Source organism: Anaerobacillus sp. QJM3NY_32, from assembly GCF_056173645.1.
In genome coordinates, this window is record NZ_CM149684.1 from 3,136,465 (window position 1) to 3,159,472 (window position 23,008).

Annotated in this window: 26 protein-coding genes; 6 read left to right on the plus strand and 20 right to left on the minus strand. The window is 39.7% G+C overall.

The features are described 5' to 3' along the window. Positions 1 to 71: 71 nt before the first annotated feature. From ytpR to AC0VYH_RS16430, 4 genes are all read right to left on the minus strand, one after another. On the minus strand, positions 72 to 680 hold the full coding sequence (ytpR, locus tag AC0VYH_RS16415; protein ID WP_194219243.1) for a YtpR family tRNA-binding protein: 609 nt from the start codon (positions 678 to 680) through the stop codon (positions 72 to 74). Positions 681 to 707: 27 nt separating this feature from the next. Next, the gene (locus tag AC0VYH_RS16420) at positions 708 to 1,505 is read right to left on the minus strand and encodes a DUF1444 domain-containing protein (protein ID WP_430245901.1); all 798 of its coding nucleotides are present in this window, start codon (positions 1,503 to 1,505) and stop codon (positions 708 to 710) included. A 94-nt stretch (positions 1,506 to 1,599) separates the two neighbouring features. Continuing rightward, positions 1,600 to 1,914 carry a thioredoxin family protein gene (locus AC0VYH_RS16425; protein ID WP_194219241.1) on the minus strand — a complete coding sequence of 105 codons (315 nt, stop codon included), beginning with the start codon at positions 1,912 to 1,914 and terminating at the stop codon, positions 1,600 to 1,602. A 16-nt stretch (positions 1,915 to 1,930) separates the two neighbouring features. After that, positions 1,931 to 2,944, minus strand: coding sequence for a PTS sugar transporter subunit IIC (locus tag AC0VYH_RS16430; RefSeq protein WP_430245903.1), 1,014 nt, complete (start codon positions 2,942 to 2,944; stop codon positions 1,931 to 1,933). Positions 2,945 to 3,174: 230 nt separating this feature from the next. On the opposite strand from AC0VYH_RS16430, the gene AC0VYH_RS16435 reads away from it, so the two are divergent. Continuing rightward, on the plus strand, positions 3,175 to 3,621 hold the full coding sequence (locus AC0VYH_RS16435; protein ID WP_475372759.1) for a YtoQ family protein: 447 nt from the start codon (positions 3,175 to 3,177) through the stop codon (positions 3,619 to 3,621). Here AC0VYH_RS16435 and AC0VYH_RS16440 read toward each other — a convergent pair. Both AC0VYH_RS16440 and AC0VYH_RS16445 read right to left on the minus strand, forming a co-directional pair. Then, positions 3,618 to 4,121 (minus strand): DUF84 family protein, encoded by a 504-nt coding sequence (locus tag AC0VYH_RS16440; RefSeq protein ID WP_430245905.1) that lies wholly within the window; start codon positions 4,119 to 4,121, stop codon positions 3,618 to 3,620. The two genes, AC0VYH_RS16435 and AC0VYH_RS16440, sit on opposite strands and share 4 nt — an antisense overlap. A 66-nt stretch (positions 4,122 to 4,187) precedes the next feature. Further along, positions 4,188 to 5,255, minus strand: coding sequence for a M42 family metallopeptidase (locus AC0VYH_RS16445; protein WP_430245907.1), 1,068 nt, complete (start codon positions 5,253 to 5,255; stop codon positions 4,188 to 4,190). Positions 5,256 to 5,422: 167 nt separating this feature from the next. Between AC0VYH_RS16445 and AC0VYH_RS16450 the strand changes: the two genes are divergently transcribed. Further along, positions 5,423 to 5,737, plus strand: a complete 315-nt coding sequence (locus AC0VYH_RS16450) for a hypothetical protein (protein ID WP_430245910.1) — start codon at positions 5,423 to 5,425, stop codon at positions 5,735 to 5,737. A 101-nt stretch (positions 5,738 to 5,838) separates the two neighbouring features. Here the strand turns inward: AC0VYH_RS16450 and AC0VYH_RS16455 are convergent, their stop codons facing one another. The 7 genes from AC0VYH_RS16455 to trmB all read right to left on the minus strand — a co-directional run bounded on the left by AC0VYH_RS16455 (position 5,839) and on the right by trmB (position 13,194). Next, a complete protein-coding gene (locus tag AC0VYH_RS16455; RefSeq protein ID WP_194219235.1) occupies positions 5,839 to 6,378 on the minus strand; it encodes a hypothetical protein in 540 nt (179 codons plus the stop codon). A gap of 259 nt (positions 6,379 to 6,637) precedes the next feature. Then, positions 6,638 to 7,480 carry a pyrroline-5-carboxylate reductase gene (proC, locus tag AC0VYH_RS16460; RefSeq protein WP_475372760.1) on the minus strand — a complete coding sequence of 281 codons (843 nt, stop codon included), beginning with the start codon at positions 7,478 to 7,480 and terminating at the stop codon, positions 6,638 to 6,640. Positions 7,481 to 7,827: 347 nt separating this feature from the next. Then, positions 7,828 to 9,735, minus strand: coding sequence for a PTS fructose transporter subunit IIABC (locus AC0VYH_RS16465; RefSeq protein ID WP_194219233.1), 1,908 nt, complete (start codon positions 9,733 to 9,735; stop codon positions 7,828 to 7,830). Then, on the minus strand, positions 9,732 to 10,664 hold the full coding sequence (pfkB, locus tag AC0VYH_RS16470) for a 1-phosphofructokinase (RefSeq protein ID WP_475372761.1): 933 nt from the start codon (positions 10,662 to 10,664) through the stop codon (positions 9,732 to 9,734). Before pfkB ends, AC0VYH_RS16465 begins: the two co-directional genes overlap by 4 nt. Further along, entirely contained in the window at positions 10,661 to 11,413 is a 753-nt protein-coding gene (locus AC0VYH_RS16475; protein ID WP_194219231.1) for a DeoR/GlpR family DNA-binding transcription regulator, read from the minus strand. Before AC0VYH_RS16475 ends, pfkB begins: the two co-directional genes overlap by 4 nt. A gap of 205 nt (positions 11,414 to 11,618) precedes the next feature. Then, positions 11,619 to 12,461 carry a YtnP family quorum-quenching lactonase gene (locus AC0VYH_RS16480; RefSeq protein ID WP_475372762.1) on the minus strand — a complete coding sequence of 281 codons (843 nt, stop codon included), beginning with the start codon at positions 12,459 to 12,461 and terminating at the stop codon, positions 11,619 to 11,621. Positions 12,462 to 12,552: 91 nt separating this feature from the next. Then, positions 12,553 to 13,194, minus strand: a complete 642-nt coding sequence (trmB, locus tag AC0VYH_RS16485) for a tRNA (guanosine(46)-N7)-methyltransferase TrmB (RefSeq protein WP_475365629.1) — start codon at positions 13,192 to 13,194, stop codon at positions 12,553 to 12,555. Between the two features lie 175 nt (positions 13,195 to 13,369). Between trmB and cydS the strand changes: the two genes are divergently transcribed. Beyond that, positions 13,370 to 13,465 carry a cytochrome bd oxidase small subunit CydS family protein gene (cydS, locus tag AC0VYH_RS16490; RefSeq protein ID WP_371018339.1) on the plus strand — a complete coding sequence of 32 codons (96 nt, stop codon included), beginning with the start codon at positions 13,370 to 13,372 and terminating at the stop codon, positions 13,463 to 13,465. Between the two features lie 133 nt (positions 13,466 to 13,598). Beyond that, positions 13,599 to 13,877 carry a YtzH-like family protein gene (locus tag AC0VYH_RS16495; RefSeq protein WP_226614789.1) on the plus strand — a complete coding sequence of 93 codons (279 nt, stop codon included), beginning with the start codon at positions 13,599 to 13,601 and terminating at the stop codon, positions 13,875 to 13,877. On the opposite strand, the gene AC0VYH_RS16500 is transcribed toward AC0VYH_RS16495, so the two are convergent. The 5 genes from AC0VYH_RS16500 to thpR form a co-directional block, all read right to left on the minus strand. Then, positions 13,858 to 14,667, minus strand: a complete 810-nt coding sequence (locus tag AC0VYH_RS16500) for a phosphotransferase family protein (protein WP_194219227.1) — start codon at positions 14,665 to 14,667, stop codon at positions 13,858 to 13,860. The genes AC0VYH_RS16495 and AC0VYH_RS16500 overlap by 20 nt on opposite strands. A 124-nt stretch (positions 14,668 to 14,791) precedes the next feature. After that, the gene (gene pulA / locus AC0VYH_RS16505; protein ID WP_475372763.1) at positions 14,792 to 16,933 is read right to left on the minus strand and encodes a type I pullulanase; all 2,142 of its coding nucleotides are present in this window, start codon (positions 16,931 to 16,933) and stop codon (positions 14,792 to 14,794) included. 94 nt (positions 16,934 to 17,027) lie between these two features. Further along, positions 17,028 to 17,714, minus strand: a complete 687-nt coding sequence (locus tag AC0VYH_RS16510; protein ID WP_475372764.1) for an LrgB family protein — start codon at positions 17,712 to 17,714, stop codon at positions 17,028 to 17,030. Positions 17,715 to 17,720: 6 nt separating this feature from the next. Then, positions 17,721 to 18,092, minus strand: coding sequence for a CidA/LrgA family protein (locus AC0VYH_RS16515; protein WP_475365632.1), 372 nt, complete (start codon positions 18,090 to 18,092; stop codon positions 17,721 to 17,723). Next, the gene (thpR, locus tag AC0VYH_RS16520; protein ID WP_475365633.1) at positions 18,076 to 18,630 is read right to left on the minus strand and encodes an RNA 2',3'-cyclic phosphodiesterase; all 555 of its coding nucleotides are present in this window, start codon (positions 18,628 to 18,630) and stop codon (positions 18,076 to 18,078) included. The genes AC0VYH_RS16515 and thpR overlap by 17 nt, the downstream gene beginning before the upstream one ends. A gap of 218 nt (positions 18,631 to 18,848) precedes the next feature. Here thpR and cysK point away from each other — a divergent pair, with 218 nt between their 5' ends. Then, the gene (gene cysK, locus AC0VYH_RS16525; protein WP_475365634.1) at positions 18,849 to 19,778 is read left to right on the plus strand and encodes a cysteine synthase A; all 930 of its coding nucleotides are present in this window, start codon (positions 18,849 to 18,851) and stop codon (positions 19,776 to 19,778) included. Positions 19,779 to 19,846: 68 nt separating this feature from the next. Here the strand turns inward: cysK and pepV are convergent, their stop codons facing one another. Together pepV and AC0VYH_RS16535 are read right to left on the minus strand one after the other, a co-directional pair. Continuing rightward, a complete protein-coding gene (gene pepV / locus AC0VYH_RS16530) occupies positions 19,847 to 21,256 on the minus strand; it encodes a dipeptidase PepV (protein ID WP_475372765.1) in 1,410 nt (469 codons plus the stop codon). Between the two features lie 5 nt (positions 21,257 to 21,261). Beyond that, positions 21,262 to 22,272, minus strand: a complete 1,011-nt coding sequence (locus AC0VYH_RS16535; RefSeq protein WP_475365636.1) for a potassium channel family protein — start codon at positions 22,270 to 22,272, stop codon at positions 21,262 to 21,264. Between the two features lie 411 nt (positions 22,273 to 22,683). On the opposite strand from AC0VYH_RS16535, the gene AC0VYH_RS16540 reads away from it, so the two are divergent. Next, a complete protein-coding gene (locus AC0VYH_RS16540) occupies positions 22,684 to 22,923 on the plus strand; it encodes a DeoR family transcriptional regulator (protein WP_159783850.1) in 240 nt (79 codons plus the stop codon). Positions 22,924 to 23,008: the final 85 nt, after the last annotated feature.

Here is a 23,008-nt window from a genome sequence, read left to right on the forward strand (position 1 = left end):
AAACCGCAAAAATAGGTTCAATATTCCTTATTCCCAATTTTATAGAAAGAAAAAACCTACTAGAAAAATTTCTAGTAGGCCTTAAATTCCGTACCAATTTCATGATCCTCTGGAAGGACCAGAATCCCTTTCTCCTGAGGAGCATCTGGTAGTGCAAGTTCTTTTGCTGAGCAAATCATTCCAGTTGATTCAATTCCTCGCAAGCTCGCATCCTTTATGATCATACCAGAAGGCATGACGGCTCCAACCTTCGCAACGACCACCTTTTGCCCTTTGTCGACGTTTGGAGCACCACAAACGATTTGGAGCTTTTCTTGTCCTACGTTCACCTGACAAATATTTAATTTATCAGCATTCGGATGCTTTTCCATTTCCTCGACATAACCCACAACAAACTTAGGGGAAGCATCGTACACAAGCTCATCATCAAATCCGTTAGCTTGGATGGCCCGATTGACAGCATTAACAAGCTCTTCGCTTTCCTCAACGACACCTGAGCTTGTTAACTCCTGGATTTGTGAAAAATGAAATAGATTATAGCCAATAGTTTTATTCGTTTCTTTACTATAAATACGTGCAATATTCTCTTTGCGCTGAACTGCTTTATCTTCTCGTTCAGTACTTCCTAAAGTAACGATTAGAGTATCTCCAACGCCTTCTTTATTGTAAAACATGTTCATTGTCCATGTACTCCTTTTATCAAACAGTTATTTTTTCGGTTTGTTTTTCGCCATAATAAATACCGGCTCTAATTTTCCATCTTCATACATAAAGGGAAGTCCAGTTACTGGTACGAGTCCACTAGAAAAGAAATGCATGGTCAACTGTGCAAGTGCATCATAACCTTGCTCATTCTCAATATCAGCAAAAATCAGGACATCTTGATGAGGAACAGCTACCGCTAATTCACCCTTCGCACTCTTCGCCATGCGTTCCAATAATGAATCATTAAGAATTCTACTTGCGTCATATCCGTCGTTTGTATTCAAGAAATAAAATGTATTTCCTGCAACCGTATCTGCTTTCACTTCAGTAGATAACCCTCTTAAATTGAACAATGACACTTCATGCAAGGCTTCTTTCGTCCAATTTTCCTTCTTTAACCATTCCTCATCAATCAAGCGATAAGAATGACCAAGATCAAGTGCATAGTAGATTCTTGTCTCCGCCGTATGTTCTTCGAAAACAAATGGAACGCCAGCTTCCGTTTCTGAAGCAAACGACCCCGAGCGAATGACTGGAAAGATGCGGTTTTCTTTACCATTAAGTTCTTGCTTCTCTCTCATTACTTTTAACGTTTCTTCTACATGATGAACGACTTCATCTAGTATCTTTTCGCCTCGCTCTTCATACTTAGCAGACAATCCCTTTAATCCAAGACTAATTCCTTTACCTGTTGAACTATCCTCTACCCTAAGTTTTTCTTCCTTTTGATTGTATGTAAGCTCACGGTCTTCTTGTTGAAGACGTTTTTCGAGCAATTTCTTCAATTCTTTTGGTTCCATATTTTCACCACCTATAATTGAGATGTTCTTTTATCATACCATGAAATAAACCAATACAAAAACAAAGCTATGCCACGCATAGCTTTGTACGAAATTACTTAACTTCTGTAAGAAATTCCTCAATTTCTTCCTTGCTTTTTCTCATCTTACTTACAAATCTTCCTGTCTCTTCACCTTCATTAAAGGCTACAAAACTTGGGATGCCAAAAACATCCATTTCTTGGCAAAGTTCAATATGATCATCACGATCAACGTAATAGAAATCTAGCTCAGAGTACTTCTCTTCTAAATCTGGAAGAAACGGATCGATAACGCGACAATCAGGGCACCAATCTGCGGAAAATAACAAAACCGATTTCCCTTCTTTAATTGCTTGTAAATATTCTTCATGAGTGGCAAATTTCTTCATGATAAACCTCCTAGTACTAATCGGTATTAATTTTCATATCTCCTGGACGAATGAGTCCTTTTTTTCTCATTACCTCGGATATTAGCAGACTTATAATAGCTGGTCCAATAAAATGCAATAGAAGAATAGCTGTCCAAATATTTCCTCCGGCGCCCATAACGTTCAATGTCATGATTTGTCCAACAAAGCCGCTCGTCCCCATACCGGCACCTGATGGGTTGTTTAACATCGTCAGCCAACCGCTGCCAATCGGGGCAAGAATAGCGCCAGCTAGCGTAGGTGGAAGAAGAATCCATGGATTTCGAACAATATTCGCAACTTGTAACATAGAAGTACCAATTCCTTGAGCAATAACGCCTCCTACCCCATTCTCTCGGTAGCTACTTACAGCAAAACCAACCATTTGAGCTGCACAACCAACTGTAGCTGCTCCTGCAGCAATGCCTTCTAATCCTAGCATGATTGCAATGGCCGCACTAGAAATCGGAGCCGTAAGAGCTAGTCCCATAAGAACAGCTACTATGATTCCCATAATTATCGGGCGTTGCTCTGTCGCCCACATAATGAGTGAACCAAAATTAGTCAGTAATGTTTGAATGCCAGGTCCGATAAGAGCTGCCGTTCCATAACCTGCAAAAATAGTGATTAGTGGCGTCACGATAATATCTAACTTAGTTGACTTGGAAACAAGTTTGCCTGCTTCCGCCGCGATAATCGCTGCAGCGTAACTACCTGCTGGACCGCCAAGCTCAGCACCCGCTGCACCCGCTAGAAGCGATGCAAATAAGACAAGAGGAGGAGCTTGTAGACCATACGCTACGGCGACACCAATCGCTGGTCCCATTAAACTCATCGCAAGCTCACCAATAGGAACAAGAAATGATAACGATGAGATTTGCCCTCCAATCGTTTTCAGTATCAAGCCAATAATTAACGACGAAAATAGACCAAGAGCCATGTAGCTTAGAGCTGTAATAAAATAGACTCGTGGTGATAGAGTTACGCCTTTCCTTTGCAAAAATCCGTTCATTACTTTCTCCTTCCAGACTGATGATCCTTACTTAGTATACACAAATTTCTTATTTACCACGTTTGATTAAGGTTTCAGAACTAACAGGCATTTTCATTTTGCCTTATTCAAACAGAAATTGTAATTTAACCTTCTATTATCGAGAAAGGCTTTACTCGTTCTGTTTACTGGGAATATATGAAAAAGCCATGCTACAATAATACCGGTATCAAATTAAAGGAGGACTACAAATGGACTTAACTGTTTATCTTGCTGGACAAATTCACGATAACTGGAGAAATGAATTAAAAGAAAAAGCAATCAAACTGGAATTACCTATTCACTTCGTAGGACCCATGGAAAATCATGAGCGTTCTGACGCCGTTGGTGAAGAAATTAAAGGCAATCAGCCTAATGCTATTATGAAGGATGAAGCAGCTTCAGAGATCAATAATCTCAGAACTCAGGTTCTTCTTGAAAAATCAGATGTTGTCCTCGCATTATTTGGTGAAAGTTACAAACAATGGAACAGTGCAATGGATGCTGCTACAGCTATCACCCTTGGCAAACCACTTATTCTAGTTCGCCCTGAATCATTGCACCATCCTTTAAAGGAGCTATCGAACAAAGCTCAAGTTACAGTAGAAAATACTGATCAGGCACTAAAAGCCCTGTCCTATATTTTAGAAACAAATTAACGAATCATCAGCTGATATTGACCGACCAGTAAAGAAACTAGTTGTTCATACATGTCAGTTCTTGTAACGGCGCCATTGGTAAAAACACCAATGGCGCCTTCTTTTTTGCTAACATCGACTTGTCTCGCATAATCTGAAATGACAGGACCTAATTCCTCCCCTTGTTCTAACTTCTTCTTAATTTCTTCAGGAAGTGGAAATCTTGCACCACCGGCTACTACTTCATTCCCATTCCCATCTACAAGTGCTCCCCAATTACAAACATATAAGTGGTCCCCTACCATCTGTACTCCGCCTTCAAGACCTATACCAATTATCGCATGCCCTTTTTCCATTGAAGCTATTGCTCTTTGTTTAGCACCAAGAAGTGTTTCTTCATCACCCCAAGGCTGCTCAGCGACACCTGACTCAACGCTCACCCCCACTACTTCACCTTTAAATTGAGCTTTGACTGCATTAACTTTCACAGGATTTGTCGACCCGATTGCAACTTTATCCATACATCTTCCCTCCACCATTTTTTAAAAGATCTCATAAGAAAAGGAGCCGTTTTGGCCCCTCCTCACTTACACGTTGCTTTTAATGCTATCTACTGTAGCTTGATCTGTTGACTTCACTAATTTAATCAATAGTTCTTTTGCCGCTGCGTAATCATCTACGTGGATCATTGATGAAGACGTATGAATGTATCTTGAACAGATTCCTACTACTGCAGATGGTACTCCGTTATTAGATAAATGCACTCGTCCAGCATCAGTTCCACCTTGAGAGATGAAATACTGATAAGGAATTTCGTTGCTCTCCGCTGTATCAAGCACAAAATCCCTTAGCCCCTGATGAGTAACCATTGATCGATCATAAATACGCAGGAGAGCCCCTTTACCAAGCTGGCCAAATTCATTTTTATCTCCAGTCATATCGTTGGCTGGACTAGCATCAAGAGCATAGAAAAGATCAGGATCAATCATGTTTGCCGCTGTTTGTGCCCCACGTAAACCTACTTCCTCCTGAACTGTAGCACCAGAATAAAGCTCATTTGGATGCTCTTCATTCTGAAGCTCCTTCAACAGCTCAATGGCAAGACCTACACCATAGCGGTTATCCCACGCTTTTGCCATGATTTTCTTTTCGTTTGCCATAGGCGTAAATGGACATACCGGTACGATCTGTTGTCCAGGCATGACACCAATTTTTTCTGCGTCTTCTTTGTTATCCGCACCAATATCAATGAGCATATTTTTAATAGCCATTGGCTTGTTTCGTGTAGCATCATCAAGCAAATGTGGAGGGATCGAACCAATAACTCCAGGAATAGGACCATTTTTGGTCATAACCTGAACACGCTGAGCAAGAAGCACCTGGCTCCACCAGCCACCAAGTGTTTGAAAACGAAGCATCCCATTTTCAGTAATTGATGTAACCATAAACCCAACTTCATCCATGTGGCCAGCTACCATAATGCGTGGGCCATTGTTTCGTTTAACTCCAAAAACGCTTCCAAGATTATCTTGAATAATTTCATCCGTGTACTTGCCAATCTCACTTTTCACGAATTTTCTAACATCATGTTCAAAACCAGGAGCACCTTGTAATTCGGTTAATGTTTTAAATAACGAGAGAGTTTCTTTTTCCATATGTATCCCCTTCCATCGTTCCTCTATTCCTTTCCTATTGTATCGAATCTAGATAATTGTTGCTAGTGTCACGGATTTTCTATAGAAATATTTGGTCAGAGAGCTAACTTCAGATATACTAAAGATGGAAAATAAATCGTCCATTAAAGGAAGGGAGAATCATAGTAATGAGAACAAGAGATCTATTAATTGGAGCGCTTATTGGAGCTGGGGCAGCAGCTATTACTACTTCAACGATTGCTTCTAAAAAAACGTATATATCACCTGAAAAGGCACTAAAAGCTGTGAAGGGAGCTGTCAAACCTACTTATACTGTCAAAGGTTCATGGATTCACATGAAAACGGATTCAGTAGAAAAGTTCCACCTCCCGTTCACAGTATATGCTGGTGGACTAACCTGTGAAAAAGAAGGACAGCTCCAACAGCTTGAATTTATGGTTGATGCTGAAACAGGCACACTAGTAGAACTACAAGCTCAATAAGAGGACTAACTCTTTAGGCTTCTTGGGACTCCCCTTTGGAGTCTTGAATCATTAAAACCCCCTTGCGGAAGAATCGCAAGGGGGTTACATACATTAATTAATTAGAAAGTAGTATTCGTATCGTATACGTTATTTTGTAATTTAAAACGAAGAGTTGAATACTTATTTTTTGACCATAGATAAGCAAGAAGTGCTGGACCAACAAGCATTATCGCACTTAGAATTAGAATAACACTCATATGAAGATGCTCACCCGTTACGTCTGCATGACTGTCTTTGTATTCTTTTGCTTTTTCAATGTCTAATACTTTTGAGTCTGGAATAATAGCATTAGCTTCAGTGTCATAGAAAAGGACCTGTGTATGATCTTCAAAGAAGATATTGTCACGAACTGTCGTGAATTCTACAAGCATCATAGAAACCTTACTAAAGTCCTTATCTGCCGAGCTATCAACTTCAATGTTTTCAGCATCTACAACTTTAAGAGAACCTTTATCATAGTCATAATGCTCTTCCCCAAGGTAACCCGCAACACCCTTCTTTACATCACCACTAACATCAGCTTCAGCTTGTGCTGCAGTATTCGCGAAAGGTAATGCGATCAAAAACGCAGCAATAAGTGCAAAAATCCCTTTTTTCATCATTTTTTCCTCCTCTATCAAACAAATTATCCAATTCTTATCATATCATATTCCATCTATTATTCTACTAACATTTTATAGAAAAAAACATCCAATACGAGGAAGTAGAGGATAGATTCTGGTTCTACCTTTATAGCCCCATATCCTTTTTCACGATTTCATAACGGCTATATAAGTTTCCTTTAATCTCATATGATTTGGTATAAAAATGGGATACGAACGAGCACAGCAAAAAAAAAGAACCGGTATGCACCGATTCTTATTGAATAACAGGTTTTTTATTAAACTCGTTGCTAATTTCTTTTGAGCGTGTTGCAGCATTATCAACAGCGGCTTCAAAAGCTTCTCCTCCACCATTTTCATACAATGCCTCAAGACCCGCTTGAGTTGTTCCATTTGGTGAAGTAACTTTCTTTCTAAGATCAGCTGGAGAGTCTTCTGACTGCTCTGCCATCATTCCAGCACCAAGTACAGTTTGAACAGCCATTTTCCTTGCTGTTTCCGTTTCAATACCGCCTTCAATTGCTGCTTTTTCTAAACTTTCAATAACATAATAAATGTAAGCCGGTCCGCTTCCAGCAACACCTGTAAATACGTCCATTTGTTTTTCTTCGATCACGACTGTTTCGCCAATAGAACGAATAAGTGCGCGGGCAATTGATACCTGCTCATCATTTACATGTTTTCCTGCTGCTAGGGCAGAAATGGATTTACCAATCATACTTGAAGTGTTCGGCATAACGCGGATCACTGGTTGCTCTCCAACGAGCTGATCCTCAATATAAGATGATGGTACGCCAGCAAGAACTGATAAGAGAAGTTGATCATCTGAAATGAAATCTTCAATTCCTTCAAGTGCACGTTCAACATCTTTTGGCTTCATTGCTAGGATAACAACATTAGCCTCACGAACTGCGAATTCTATACTTTGAGTCGCCAATACGCCGTGGTTCTCCATAAGTTCCTGACGACGTTGTTCATTACTTCTGTTTGTCATAATAATACGTTCAGGTTCAATAGTACCTGACTCAATCATTCCTGCAGCCATTGCTTCTGCCATTGAACCCGCTCCGATAAACGTTACGGTTTTATTTTCTAGCATGATTGCCTCCTTTGGATTTCCGAAAAATCATCTACGGTCATTTATACTAACACTGCATCCACCACGCTTCAACCTTTATGAAGCAAGAAATAAGCATACGTGCAAGATACATAGTGAAAACGCTATCATTCGAATCTCAACGTAAACTACGTGATTGAGATCGACTTATATCGCTTCTCACGCCATCTCACAAGCTCTCATCAAGACTGTGTCATTAACATATTGTGGTAAAAAAGGTTCGCTTCAGTTTTTTTAAACGATGGATTCTATTCATTACTTATATGAATTTCGATTTGCTTATCCATAAATATAGCAAAAAAGAGGTCCCCTTTTGGGACCTCTCATTATTATGCTTGTACTTGTGGTCTAGATTTCTTCAATATTCCTACCATCAATGCCGTAATAACTGTACCAATGACAATGGCAAGGATATAGAGAAGAATATGAGTTAATGAGATGTTGTTTACAGACCAGATCACAAACGCTCCGCCATGCGGTGCTGGTAAAGCTATATTAAACAACATTGTTAATGCACCTGCAACAGATGAACCAACAATAATGGAAGGAATCACTCGGCCTGGATCTGCTGCTGCAAATGGAATTGCGCCTTCTGTGATGAATGAAGCCCCCATTACATACGCTACTTTTCCTGCTTCACGCTCAGTTTTGTTAAATCGATTTTTAAATAGTGTTGTTGCAAGAGCGAGTCCAAGTGGTGGTGTCATACCGCCTGCCATAATCGCTGCATGATACGTCAGATTACCTGCATCAATCATCGCAATACCAAACGTAAAGGCCGCTTTATTAATTGGACCACCCATATCTACCGCCATCATTCCTCCTAGAATTAAGCCAAGAAGGAGTTTATTCGTAGTGCCCATACCACTCAACCAGTTCTCAAGCCCTGTATTCAGAGCCCCAACTGGCTCGATTACAACGTACATCATAATAATCCCTGTAATAAAAATACCAAACAGTGGATAAAGCAAGACTGGCTTTAACCCTTCTAGAGACTGTGGTAGTCCAGAGAAAAGCTTTTTCAAAAGAAGAACAGCGTAACCAGCAAGGAAACCAGCAATGAGTCCACCTAGGAACCCCGCACCGTTCGTAGAAGCCATCAAGCCACCAACAAGACCAGGAGCAAGACCAGGACGATCGGCAATACTCATTGCAATAAATCCTGCAAGAACTGGAATCATAAGGGCAAAGGCATTTCCACCACCAATTGTGCTAAGTGCTGCTGCAAATGCATTGTAACTTGGGTCATCTGGATCTGCAGCATTGATACCAAAGATAAATGAAAGGGCTATCAAAATACCGCCACCAACTACGAGCGGAAGCATATTCGAAACACCGTTCATTAAGTGCTTGTAGAAAGCTGATTGCTTTCCTTTTCTTTCGTTTTTCTTCTCACTGATTTGATCTTCGTATGATCCTGAAGATTTATAGACTGGCGCATCGCCATTTGCTGCCTGCTTCAACAAGTCAGCTGGCTTCCGGATTGCTTCTGCCACTGGAACTTCAATTACTTTTTTTCCTTTGAAACGTTCCATTTCTACCTTCGTATCAGCAGCAACAATAATACCAGGTGCCTTTTCAATTTCTTCATCAGTTAGACGATTTTTCACGCCTCCAGATCCATTTGTTTCAACTTTGACACTATAACCCATTTCAGATGCTTTCGCTTTCAGCGCATCCGCAGCCATATACGTGTGAGCAATTCCTGTAGGGCATGCTGTAACAGCTAATATTTTCCCAGTAACTTCAGTTGTTTCTTCTACTTCTTCTTCATCAGCATTTTCTTCTTCTTTCTGATCAAATGCTTGCAAAACTTCTTCTTCCGTTCTTGCTTCAAGAAGCCCTTTACGGAATTCGTTATCCATTAAGAATGAAGATAGTCTTGATAGCGCTTCTAGATGCGTTTGGTTTGCACCTTCAGTCGCAGCAATCATAAAGAACAGGTGCGCCGGCTGACCGTCAAGAGACTGATAATCGATACCCGCATTAGAACGTCCAAACACAATCGCTGGTGCCTTTACTGCTGCTGTTTTGGCATGAGGAATGGCTATACCTTCTCCAATACCAGTCGTACTCTCTTTCTCACGCGCATGTATCGCTTTTTTGAACGCGTTAAGGTCCTGTAATTTGCCTGCTCTCTCTAGTTTTTCAGATAGCTCATTAATAACACGATCTTTTGAATCCGCTTCAAGATTCAGAATCATTGTCTCTTTTGTTAATAATTCTGTAATTCTCATATACCTCGACCTCCCATTTCTTCATAAGTCTGAACCTTAATTTGCTTTCGTAATTCTTGTACTTCTTCTGCTGTACAAAAGCCTGTTGAAAATGCGCTTGCACTGCCTGCTGCAATTCCAGATTGGAATGCTTCCTTCAAATTCTCAGTTTCAATATATTTACTTAGAAAACCAGCTACGACTGAATCCCCTGCTCCAACTGAATTCTGTACTTTACCGACCGGGACATTTCCGAAAAGAATCTCATTAGATGTAATCAGCACAGCCCCATCACCGGCCATTGAGACAATCACGTTCATTGCTCCCATTTGTTGCACTTTCTTCCCGTATTCAACTGCATCTTCCACTGAAGTTATTTTAACTCCAAACAAATCGCCAAGTTCATGATGATTCGGCTTCACTAGGAATGGCTTTGCTTTCACGGTTTCTTCCAATGCTTTTCCCTTGGTGTCGACAATAGCCTGCACTCCGTCTGGTAAGGACTTCAAGATATTAGAGTAGATATTTTGATCAATACTAGTCGGCACGCTACCTGCCATTACGACGATATCACCCGCGACAGTTTGTGAAAGTTGTTGAAGTAATTTCTCAACATTTCCTTCAGAAATCATTGGGGATAGTCCATTAATTTCAGTTTCCTCACCATTTTTTAACTTAATGTTAATTCGCGTATCACCTTCAACATGGATGAAATGAGGATGTAGGCTTTCATCCTTTAGTGATTGTTCAATAAATTGACCTGTAAAACCGCCTACAAATCCTAACGCTGTAGAATCGTGTCCAAGTCGTTTTAATACTTTGGTAACATTAACGCCTTTACCACCGGCAATCTTTGTTTCTTCATCTACTGTATTAACAAGCCCCGTTTTAAGGTCATCAAGTCGAACAATATAGTCAACTGAAGGATTTAATGTAATTGTATAAATCATATTTTCACCACTTCTACTGTTGTTTGTTTACTAATATTATCTAAGAGCATTTCAGAATTTTCGTTCGTAATGATGGCACATGCTTCAAGATCAGCCACCTTACTGAATGCCGCTTCTCCGAATTTCGAGTAATCTGCAATAATGTATGGTTCGCGCGATAGTTTAATCGCTGCTCTTTTGATAATGGCTTCATCAGGGTCAGCTGTTGTATATCCTAACGTTTCATGAATACCGTTTATACCTATAAAACATTTATCAAACCGATATGTTTCAATACTTTCAAGCGCCTTTACTCCTGTCATAGCTCCTGTTCTTGATTTGAACTTCCCACCAATCACATAGGTGGTTATTCTATCTCCTTGAAGACTCTCAATTACAGGATATCCGTTAGTCACAACCATCACCTGTTTGTCAGATAAAAACTCAGCAATTTTCTGAGTCGTTGTCCCTGCATCAAGAAAAATACAGTCACCATCTTTAACTAATCCAGCGGCGTAAGAAGCGATTTTTTCCTTTTCGGTCAAATTCTGTGTTGATTTCTCACCAAGGGACGGTTCTGTCCACTTCGAGTGAAAAAGAGATGCTCCGCCATGTACTCGCTTTAGCTTATTCTCTTCTTCGAGTTGGACAAGGTCACGACGAATAGTTGAAACTGAAGCTCCAGTTGCATCGCTCAAATCATGCACCGTAACCGTTTCTTTTTCTTTAAGAACTTGTAAAATGATGAAATGACGTTCAGCATTTAACAATTCATCACCTACTTTCTAATCTCATTATAATGAAAGCACTTTCAATAGTCAATCATTTTCGTTCAAATTTATTCAAAAACAATCAAAAACAATCACAAATGATCATACGAGACTTTCTATCAACCACAATTGCTTATCATTACACTTTGAACAAAGCTTTATTTGAACAAAAAAAGAAGACTGCCATTTAGCAGTCCCCTTACTATCACACATTTCGTTTTACTTCATCCGTCACGTTGTACTCCTTATCCCACTTTAAAGCACGATAAATCGCATCATGGTAAAAAATAAACCACGAATTTTGATCAACAGCATCTTTTATCCATTTCTCTTTCTCATAAATCGATGTCATCGGATAATCATCGTATGCAAGAACCCATAAAGGATTGTGATGGGCATGAGTTGGCATAAGATCTGCCATATGAATCAGGCGCTCTTCGCCCTCATTCATAATAATGATCGCATGTCCATCACTATGTCCTCCTGTATGGTACATATTCAAGCCTGGAATGACTTCATAAGATTCCTTAAATGTTTGAACTTGGTTTTGAATCGCTTCCCAGTTTTCTTTCCAATATGTATTTTTCGAACGAATATTTGGCTCCTTCATTTCGTTCCACTCTACCTCTGAAGCATAAATAACAGCATTCGGAAACGCTGGTTTATATCCATCTCCATCTGGCTCTGTTAATCCACTCGCGTGATCAAAATGAAGATGTGTCATTAAGACAATATCAATTTCCTCAGCAGATAGTCCAAGTTTTTCAAGGGATCCATGAATATCTGACTCTTCTTCAACTCCATAATTTCTTTTTTGTTTTTCACTTAATTTGTCTTTTCCAATCCCTGATTCAATTAAGATGTTCTTGCCCTGCCATTGTAAAAGGAGAGGATCTGTTCTAAGCTCAATTTGGTTTTTTTCATTTACTGGGTACCGCTTACTCCACAATGGTTTTGGTACAACTCCAAACATTGCGCCCCCATCCATATGAGTCACGCCACCTCTAAGCCATGTAATCGATAAACTCCCAACTTGTAACTGCTTCATCGAAATCCCACCTTTATAAGATTAGTTTCATTTTCTCACTAAAAGAAACCGCTTTCAATAATATTCAAAAAAAGAGCCGCATTTAAACGACTCAACTTCTAAACTGTGCTTCACATCGATAGATCCGACTACCTTTTGATGAGAACTTTTCTTCATATTCCGTCATCACGTTATCTTCCATATTACTCTGATGCAAGTTAAGGCTAACGTGATTAAGTATCATCCCATATAAGGAGAAGCTATGAAGGGAATATTCAAAAAGCCCTTGATTATCTGTCTTAAAATGAACTTCTCCATTTGGTTTCATAACATCCCGATAAAGATCAAGGAATGTCTTATTGGTAAGTCTTCTTTTCTCATGACGATTTTTTGGCCAAGGATCAGAGAAATTCAAATATACTCGACTGACTTCATTTTCTTCAAAAATGGTGCTTAAATCTTGTGCGTTCTCATTCAACAAACGAACATTTGGAACATCTTCTTCAATTAATTTCTCTAATGCTGACACCATTACGCTTGATGAAAGCTCTAAACCAACATAATTCACATCGGGATTCTGTTTGGCCATACCGATTATAAATTGACCTTTACCAGTTCCAACCTCTAAATGTATCGGATTACTATTATCGAAAACATCTTTCCAATTTCCTTTACGATCAGTAGGGTTCGTCGGAACGAATTGAGGATTCTTTGCAAACATATCTTCTGCCCATGGCTTATTGCGTTGACGCATACTTTCACTTCCTTATTATCTAATCACCGTTTTTACACAACCGACATTTTACCATGAATTCTTAAGAATAGAAAGGCGAGGGAAAGGGTATATAAAAGTAACAAGATTGTTGAAAAGCAAACCAGAATCATTTAATAATATCGGTTATGCTAGAGACTGAGAGGAGGGTGAATAAATGGAGCACTTTCTCATGATGTGGGCACCCTGGATTGTCATCGTCGTTTCCGTGGTTGCACTTTTTGGCTGGGGAGCAAAAGGGGACACTAAATAACATATCCAAAAGCAGATAAAAGAAACTTTTCATTTCAGAACACGGAGTAATCCGTGTTTTTTCATTATTCAACCGGCATAATTCCTGCACACATGTACACGCTATCTAATAGTACAAATAAGGAGGAACAATTATGCCACTATCACATCGCGACCAGCTTTTTATACTCGCTGATATTCTCAAAAATCATCAAACCGATTGCTCTGGAACAACTTCAGAGTGTGAGCAAATTCAGCGCCTTGCCAATTCCCTGCAACAAAATAATGGCATTGCACCAGAAATCAAACAAATCCTCAATCAAATTGAGCAATATAGTGTAACAGGTGCGACAGAAACAAATTTATTAAACCACATAGAAACCCACCAGCCTCATATTAGCCAGTGGGTCGATACTATTGATCGGTATCAATAAGTCGATAATGATTCAAATTTTCTAAATCCCTTTTCCAGAATTCAACTTCCCCGTCTAAGCCTTTAAGATCATACCAGTAAATGGACAGTAAGGTCTGCGCTACCACATACCAATACATGCGGTGGCGAAGGCTTTCTGTATTCTCTAGCCCATAATGACCGAGCCATTCTCCCCATTCTTCTTTTGGAACATACCAGTATAGAAGCATCCCAATATCCAAAGCTGGATCTGCCACTACCGCTCCATCCCAATCGATCAAATAGAGATTCCCTTCTTCGCTAAACATCCAGTTATTATGATTGACATCGCAATGACACACAACTTTTTCGACATGTTCAAGGTCATTCTTATTTGCAGCTAAATACGAAAGGGCTCTTATCACTTCCACGTCTCTCCGATGATGATTCTCAAACTTCTGCAATAGATCAAGATAAATCACATCAGGTGAGAGGGGCTTTTTCCCAAGCCGATTGAGCATCCTTCGAAGTTCTGAAGACCGATGTATTTTATAAAGCATTTGCGCCACTCGCGGCTGCTTCATTTCATAGGACTTCAGTTCTCTCCCCGGCAACCACTTTTGGGCTGTAATAACGTCTCCATTCTCAAGTCGCTTGGTCCAGAGAAGTTTCGGTACAATTCCTTCCGCCGACAAAACAGCCAGAAAAGGCGAGGAGTTCCGTTTTAGGAATAATTTCTCGTCTCCATATTGAGCTAAGTATGCTTCGCCTGTCGCTCCGCCAGCAGGGGTCACCTGCCAGCCTTCGCCTAAAATGTTATCCAACAAATTCACCTTCGATTTCCGTTAGTTTGTAGATTCTGGAAGTTTTGCGTTTTTAGCGAGATCTTCTCCGGACTTAGCTAAAAACCGTCTACGAATAAAAAATTATAACACACGTTGAAGAAATCTTCATGTGTTAATCACTCGTTATTAGAACAATTGTGCTAAACGGTGCAATAGATATGACTTTTTCAGATGTTTTTCTTAGCGGTTCAACACTTGCATGTTCACCTTCAACAAGGACCCATTTGTCTCCATCTCCAATATCGATCACATCAGGATGATATCCTCCGTTATGAATCACAATAATCGATTCGCTAGTATGGTGCTGGTTGATTCGATATGCGAGAATAGGCCCTGGAGAATCGATAAAGTTAATTCGATTCATGTCATGACCTTCAGTCATTTTAAATGCTTCAAAATGTTTTCTAATCGAGATTAGTCCTCTAATATACTTGACATTTTCTTGGACAGCTCTCATTCTCTGCCAATCAAATCGGTTAATTTTATCTGGAGATTTATAGCTATCTTCTACCCCATTCTTTGTTCGGAAAAATTCCTGACCTGCATGAATAAATGGAATTCCCTGACAAAGTATTGTAATGGCAGTAGCCAATCTATGCATGCCTTGTTTCACTTCTTCGCTCACACTAGGATGACTGCGATTTAAGCGGTCCCATAGCGTATGGTTATCGTGACACTCCACATAATTAATGGATTGAGATGCTGTAATAAATTTTTCTCCAACACTCCCCATTATACACTTCTTTACATCTTCTTTAACTGAAAAATTTCCATTAGCGAAGCCTGTAGAGCCTGTATCAAACAATTTCCCTTTAACTGAATCTCTAAAGTGATCATTGAAATAACCGATTCTAGGCGTTTCCCGCGCATTTGAGCTCATCGCTTTCCGATGATCCGGTAGGATGGTGTTCATATGCCACCCTTCACCAAAAATCAATATCGATGGATCAATGCAATCTAACGCATAACGTACATCATTCATCGTTTCCTTATCGTGGATACCCATCAAATCGAAGCGAAATCCATCAACACCATATTCTTTTGCCCAGTAAACGACGGAATCTACAATTAACTTTCTCATCATTCTTCTTTCTGACGCCGTATCATTCCCAACGCCAGTTCCATTTGAAGGTTTTCCACCATGATCAAACCGGAAGTAGTAACCTGGCACAATTTTTTCCAAAGGGGATGCATGAAGTTGATAGACATGATTATAAACAACGTCCATAATCACTCTCAATCCCTTCTCATGAAGCTTCCCAATCATTTCTTTTACTTCTCTAATTCGCGTATAAGGTTCATGAGAATTTAATGAATAGCTTCCTTCTGGCACAAAATAATGGATAGGGTCGTAGCCCCAATTATATCCCGGAGGAGCTTTCATTTCATCCACACTACCAAAATCCTGAATTGGAAGAAGTTCAACATGCGTAACACCGAGCCACTTTATATAATTAATCCCAGAAGGAAGACCATCTTTAGGCGGTGGCTCTTCTGTAAATGCCTTATATTTCCCTCTATTTTTAAGACCACTTTTTGCTTGTGAGCTAAAATCTCTGACGTGAAGTTCATAAATAACTGCATCAGAAGGTTTTGCAAAAGTAGGTTTTTCCATAGGATTCCAGTCATCGGGGTTCGTATTTGAAGCGTTCATTACCATCCCAAACTTGCAGTTAGACGTAGCGGCTTTCGCATAAGGATCGATTGTTTCTCGCATTTCTCCATTCACATATACTGTGTAAGTGTACAGCGTTCCTTCTCCATCTTCAGGAGCTATCCCCTCGAATACACCTTGTTCTTGTTTTAGCATCGGTAATTCTTTTACCTTTTGGAATTCCTCATTATAAATATTGACGATTACTTCTGTAGCAGTCGGTGCCCATACTCGAAATATGGTTCCATTCTCAGTTAGAATTGCCCCTAGTTCACCATCATAATAATAGCGTTCATCAAATAAATCAGTTCTGACAACTTTCCCAGTAAAAACAAGACTTGTTTCACCACTCGAATGAACTAGAAAATAATTGTTTCCTGGACTATATTCATGATCAACATGCAACGAAACTAGCCTCTTTTTTCCCATTTTAGAGGTTTCTTTTACTTCAATTGAAAGATCTATATGTCCATCAGTAAGGGTGTAGGCATCTTGAACATCTAACGAGACATCAGCCATTACCGTAATCGTCTGAAAGTCATCCCAATAGGCTGTAAAAGCCTGGCTCACTTTTTTATATGCGGAATAATCTCGTATCATATGAATCCCATCCTTTGCTGAGATGCTTACAACCGTTTGTCACTACCTATCTTATTTTGAAAATCTTTTTTTGACATTTGTTCGATTTAGATTTTCATGAAAACCAACTTAATAATATCGGCCCAAGTATAGAGACACTTAGGGCACATAAACTTAACCCAATAGAACTAATAGCTGCTTCTCTCTCTCCATATTCAAGGGCTTTTGAAGTGCCAATGGCGTGTGATGCCCCACCAAATGCCATTCCCACTCCAAGAAAATTGGATATACCAAGTAGCTGAAATAACCATGGCCCTGTGACAGCACCGCCAATCCCAGCGATCATGACGAAAATAACCGCAAAAGCTGGCTCTCCACCAGTCATACTGGCTACTTCCATTGCAACAGGGGTTGTCACGTTTTTGGAAATAATTGTGGAGACAATCATTTCATTATACCCACTTATGACCGCAAGCCAATATCCTGACAAAATGCCTACTATACTTGCTATTAGTACCGTTACAAGTATTTCTAATTTGTATTTACTTAATAATTCCCTTTGTTGATATAGCGGAAAGGCAAGTGCCACAATGGCAGGTCCTAATAAAGCATCAATCCATTTCCCCCCGCTGAAATACGTGTCATATGACACATCCAAGGACGTTAAGATGAAAACGAGAATAACAGTGCACGTTAGCACTGGTATCATAAATGGATAAGGAAATATCTGATAAAGACGCCGGAAAACAACATATAACAATAAAGTAATCATAAACCATAGAATCATTTGCATGATCATCATTTTTCTCTACTCCTTTCGATTAGCAAGAAACTGGCCAAGCAATCCTGTCGTTCCCATTACAACCCATGTGCTTATCAGAACGATTGGAACTAACCAGAGACTTTTTCCACTAAAGAAGTCGAGATGTTGCACAATACCGACAGTAACCGGTATAAAAAGCAACGGTAAATGATTTAATAATGTAGCTGCTCCTTGAGAAATCCAACTCACGGGAAGCCACTTTAAATAAAGTCCCAACAAGAGAAGGAGCATTCCAACAACGCTTCCTGGAATTGGAAGTGATAAGACCTTTTGGAGATAACCTCCTACAATGTAAAACCCGAACAGAAGGCCAATCTGCAAGGTGATCATAAGGAACTTATTAATTAGTGAATTCATAAGAGGCCACACATTTGTATCTCGGTTTATCATTAGGTTCAACTCGATATAGATGAATGCTTGAGACGTCCTGACTTTCACATGATAGTGACGGCCAATCAGGATGTATTTCTTTACTAGAGTCGCGCCATTTTTTTGCAAGCGTAACGTGAGGAGAATATTCCCCTTCACTAACAGGAAAACCTGCCAATTCACTCACCCGGAGTATTTCTTGATGAATTATATCCAATGGTTCTGTTCGATGGACGGAAGCGTAAAGTACTCTTGGGCGTCTATCATGACCGAAATGATCTAACCCTTCAAGCATAACCTCAAAGGGTTTACTATTCCTAACCACCCTCTCCAACCCTTGATGAAGTACAGATAACTGTTCTTCTTCTGCTCCACCTAAAAAAGCTAGTGTAATATGAAAATCTTCAGGATACACCACATGTTTAAACAATTCTAAAGGAGAGCTTTCTTGAATTTCTTGAAGCGTTCTTCTAAGTTGTGGTTGGATGGGGAGTGCTATAAAATAATGTGTATTCAACTTACTCACTCTTTCTATCCTAATTCTATTCTATCAAAAAAACTGAATAATCTTTTATCTTTTTGCTTTTAAGCTAGTTCTTATTACTTAAGATTTATCTTTTGCTATAATGGGGAACAGTAATAGGAATCATTATCTGTTGGGCTCCACCGATATTATTACTCTCTATACTCTTACCTATTAAATAAGGTAAATAACCTTAACTTGTCTGAAAAGGATGTGCTTATATGATCTATGAAAATATGGCTGATCTTATTGGTGATACACCATTACTTAAATTAAACCGTGTTCCAAACCCAGACGGAGCAAAAATTTACGCCAAACTAGAGTATTTCAACCCCAGTCGAAGCGTAAAAGACCGCGCAGCGTTCAATATGATTGAAAAAGCTGAGCAAGATGGGTTACTCAAAGAAGGTTCAACAATCATCGAGCCTACTTCTGGAAATACAGGTATTGGTCTTGCCATGAATGCAGCGGCTAAAGGATATCCAGCTATTATTGTTATGCCCGATAATGCTACGCAAGAGCGAATCAAGCTTCTTAAAGCTTACGGATCAAAAGTCGTATTAACTCCATCTTCTGAGAAAATGCCTGGCGCAATTAAAAAGGCCAAAGAAATTGCCGAAACAATTAAAAATAGCTTTATCCCAATGCAATTCGAAAATGCAGCTAATCCGGATGCTCATAGGACATCAACGGCTCTTGAGATTATTGAAGGAATGAAGCAGATCGGCGTTACACCGGCAGCCTTTATCTCAACAGCTGGTACCGGCGGAACTGTAACAGGAACAGGAGAAGTACTGAAAGAACACTACCCTGACTTAACCGTTCATGTTGTGGAACCTGAAGGCTCACCAGTGTTGTCTGGTGGAAAGCCCGGAAAACACAAGCTTGTTGGAACAAGCCCAGGCTTTATTCCAGATATTCTTAATACGTCTGTCTATGATGAAGTTATTAAAATTTCAGATGAACAGGCATACGAAGTAACCAGGAAACTTGCTCGAGAAGAAGGGCTTCTTGTGGGACCCTCATCAGGTGCAGCCGTATATGCTGCTATGCAAGTTGCTGAACGTTTATCACCTGACCAAGTTGTTGTCACAATGACCTGCGATTCCGGTGAACGATACCTTTCAAGTGATTTATTCAGCTCTAAATAAAAGAAGTGATCTTTGATTTATCATTAATTAGTCAGCGCCATGCCAATGTTGGCATGGCGCTCATTCTATTATTTTGCAAGTTCATAAATAGCTTCAGCATAAATGGCTGTTGCTTTTAATAAATCTTCTATATCAACATACTCATCTTTTTGATGAGCGAGTTGTGGCTTCCCTTCAAATAAAGCACCGAACGCAACCCCCGCTTTTAGTGAACGAGCATAAGTCCCTCCACCAATCGATAAAAGTCTTGCTTGCTCACCAGTCTGCTTTTCATACACCTTTTGAAGCTTTTGAATCAATTCATGATCCTCAGGTACGTGATGGGGTGTCATATGATCAACTACATTCATTTGCACTTCCAGTGGTTCAGTTACTTTATTGAACGTTCTCTTAACATCATCGAACGAGCATGTAACAGGGTAGCGCAGATTAATGCCAATTCGCCCTTCATGATTAGCTTTATATGAAAATGTACCTGCGTTCATCGTTAGAGAACCTGTTACCTTATCTTCGTAAGCTACACCAAACCGCTCCCCATTAAAATCATTCAGGAGCCACTTAGTAATAAATCCAATATAGTTGGCGCCATTTTGATCGAGAGCTTGTTCATCTAGAAATTCAGCTAATTTGAAGGCTGCATTTAATCCTTCATGGGGAGCAGATCCGTGGACAGATACACCGTGCACTTCAAGTGATAGTTCCTGATCTAGTGTTACACGACCTTCTAAACCTTTCTTTTCTAAAAATAGCTCGAATGCTTTCTTTGCGTCAAGTAACTCAGCTTCATCCCCCTCACATTTAGCACTAGCAAAATCGGGAACCATGTTCAAACGCTGACCGGAAATAAATGATTGAAGAATCATTCCTTCTTTCTGAGTGTCATTAACAGGAAAAACCCATTCGAAATCAGCAATCCCCTTCTCCGCATGTATAATAGGGAAAACTGCATCAGGTGCAAAACCCATGTCTGGCATTTCTTCATATTTAAAATATGTGTCTACACAGCGCCATGAACTTTCTTCATCTGTCCCGATAATCATTCGCACTCGCTTTGAGACTGAAGGCAAAAGCTCTTTCACTATATTCATCGCCCAATAAGCAGCAATAGTTGGTCCTTTATCATCAATAGCTCCTCTAGCAAACAACTTTCCATCGCGTAGATCAGGATCAAATGCTGGAGTCGTCCAACCATTTCCCGCTGGAACAACGTCCACATGACACAGCACACCTACAATGTCTTCTCCTTCACCAAATTCTAAATGTCCTGCCACATGTTTAACATCCTTCGTTTGATAGCCATCTCGCTCACCTAAAGCAAGCATGTAATCAAGAGCTTCTTTTACGCCGGGACCAAACGGTGCTCCTTCATTTCCTAGCTCTTCTTCTAGCACACTTTCGATTTTCAAAAGTCCTTTTAAATCAGCTAACAAATCTTCTTTTCGATTGATCACTTCTTTTTCCCAATTTATACTCTCCATATTATTTACACCTGCCTACTTATTTTTTCATATACGCTTTTATCACAAATCACAAATAATTTTGCGTCACGTGAAATTGGTTCATCAAGACGGCGATTTATATCCATGCGGTTACCATCTGCAACCAATGTGGCACCCTGCTGTAATAAGTCCTGAAAGGCTTCCCTATATGTATTCCAATCTGGATGAACAGCTATTTCATATAAATTATCACCATGTCCTCGACTTAATAGCTGAGAATAGACGCCTGATATTCCTTTCGTAAATGCTGATCTAACCGCCATGCGAGATACAGCTTCATGCGAAAGTACAAATTCATCTACCTGGACATGAGTGAAATTCTTTATGTGCTCTTCTTTCATCACTTCAACCGTTGTGTGAATATCAGTTGACATGCGTTCGATCGAACTAGCAATAATCAACGATTTCCCATCAGCAAGAAGAGAATCGTGGATAGCATCATCCGAAAACACCAGAACCGCCTTCGCTTTCATTATATCCGCTTTTTTGAGAGTGGCTTCTTCAGCCGCATCCCCCTGTATATAATGAATGTTATCTTCTGTTAGCGGGGTTTTTGGTAGTTTATCAATGATGACAATCTCACATTTATCAGAATCCCTAATCTCTGATACGGCATATGCCGCCTTTTGTGACCACCCTATTATAACAATATGATTATCTCCCTGATACGGCATTTTCCCTTCCTCCTTTCGCTTTTTAATTTCTGCAAATCCGTCCACAAACTTACCGATAACCACACCAATTAATCCAATTCCTGCGATATAGAGAAACATTGCATAGATTCTTCCTCCAACTGTGACAGGGAAGTAGTCTCCATATCCTACTGTCGTAACGGTCGTCATAACCCACCAAAATGAATCAAAGAGTGAAGGAAATGTCTCAGGTTCGAGTAAACGCATAACAAAAGCACTTATGATCACTAATGCTATAGCGACAATGATCATAAACCGGTTGTTTAATTTAATCGCATTTTTAATAAATATTCGAAATAACACCAGCACACGCCTCCTCTCAATATTAGTCCTTTAAGAATAGCAAAGGTAAGTTCGATAAGGAAGTTTGACTCAAAAGAAATGAAATTTTTTGCCGAAATAACAGAATTATTGTAAAATAAACTTTAAAGAGGGGGTGTAAGTTCGCCCAAAAGAGGGAAATGGGAGTAGGAGTGGAATTAAATAATAATACCAATCAATCGCTTATCTTATGAAAGTGGTCATACCTATTCGTCAATACACCAAGTTGGGGAACCCAACACATCCAGAAATCACTTCCAGTCATAATCGGAGCACTCAACCAAACTTTCATGAAAAAATCGAAGGAACAATTAGAAAATTAAGTATATCTTTACGTTTCCTTCATATGGTTTTAATAGTCACTATTTATGCTAAGGATAAGGCATTGATTACATGTTAGGGAGTGGTTCTTTGAGTATTACTTCAACTGATCGTATGATGACCCGTATCAAGTCTATCTATTTATTTATTAGCAAGCATGGTACTGTCAGCACTAATGAGTTAGTTGAAGAGTTTGGGATTACCCAGCGCACTGTTCAAAGAGATTTAAACGTGCTGGCCTACAATGAACTAGTCAAAAGCCCAAACCGAGGATTCTGGACAACCACAAGCAAGAGAGTAAAAGTTGGATAACAAAATAAATTCACTCGTAAAACCTGGCTTTTCGTCAATGTCATTCTGACGAAGGCCTTTATTTTTGGTCTCTTTCACTTTTAAT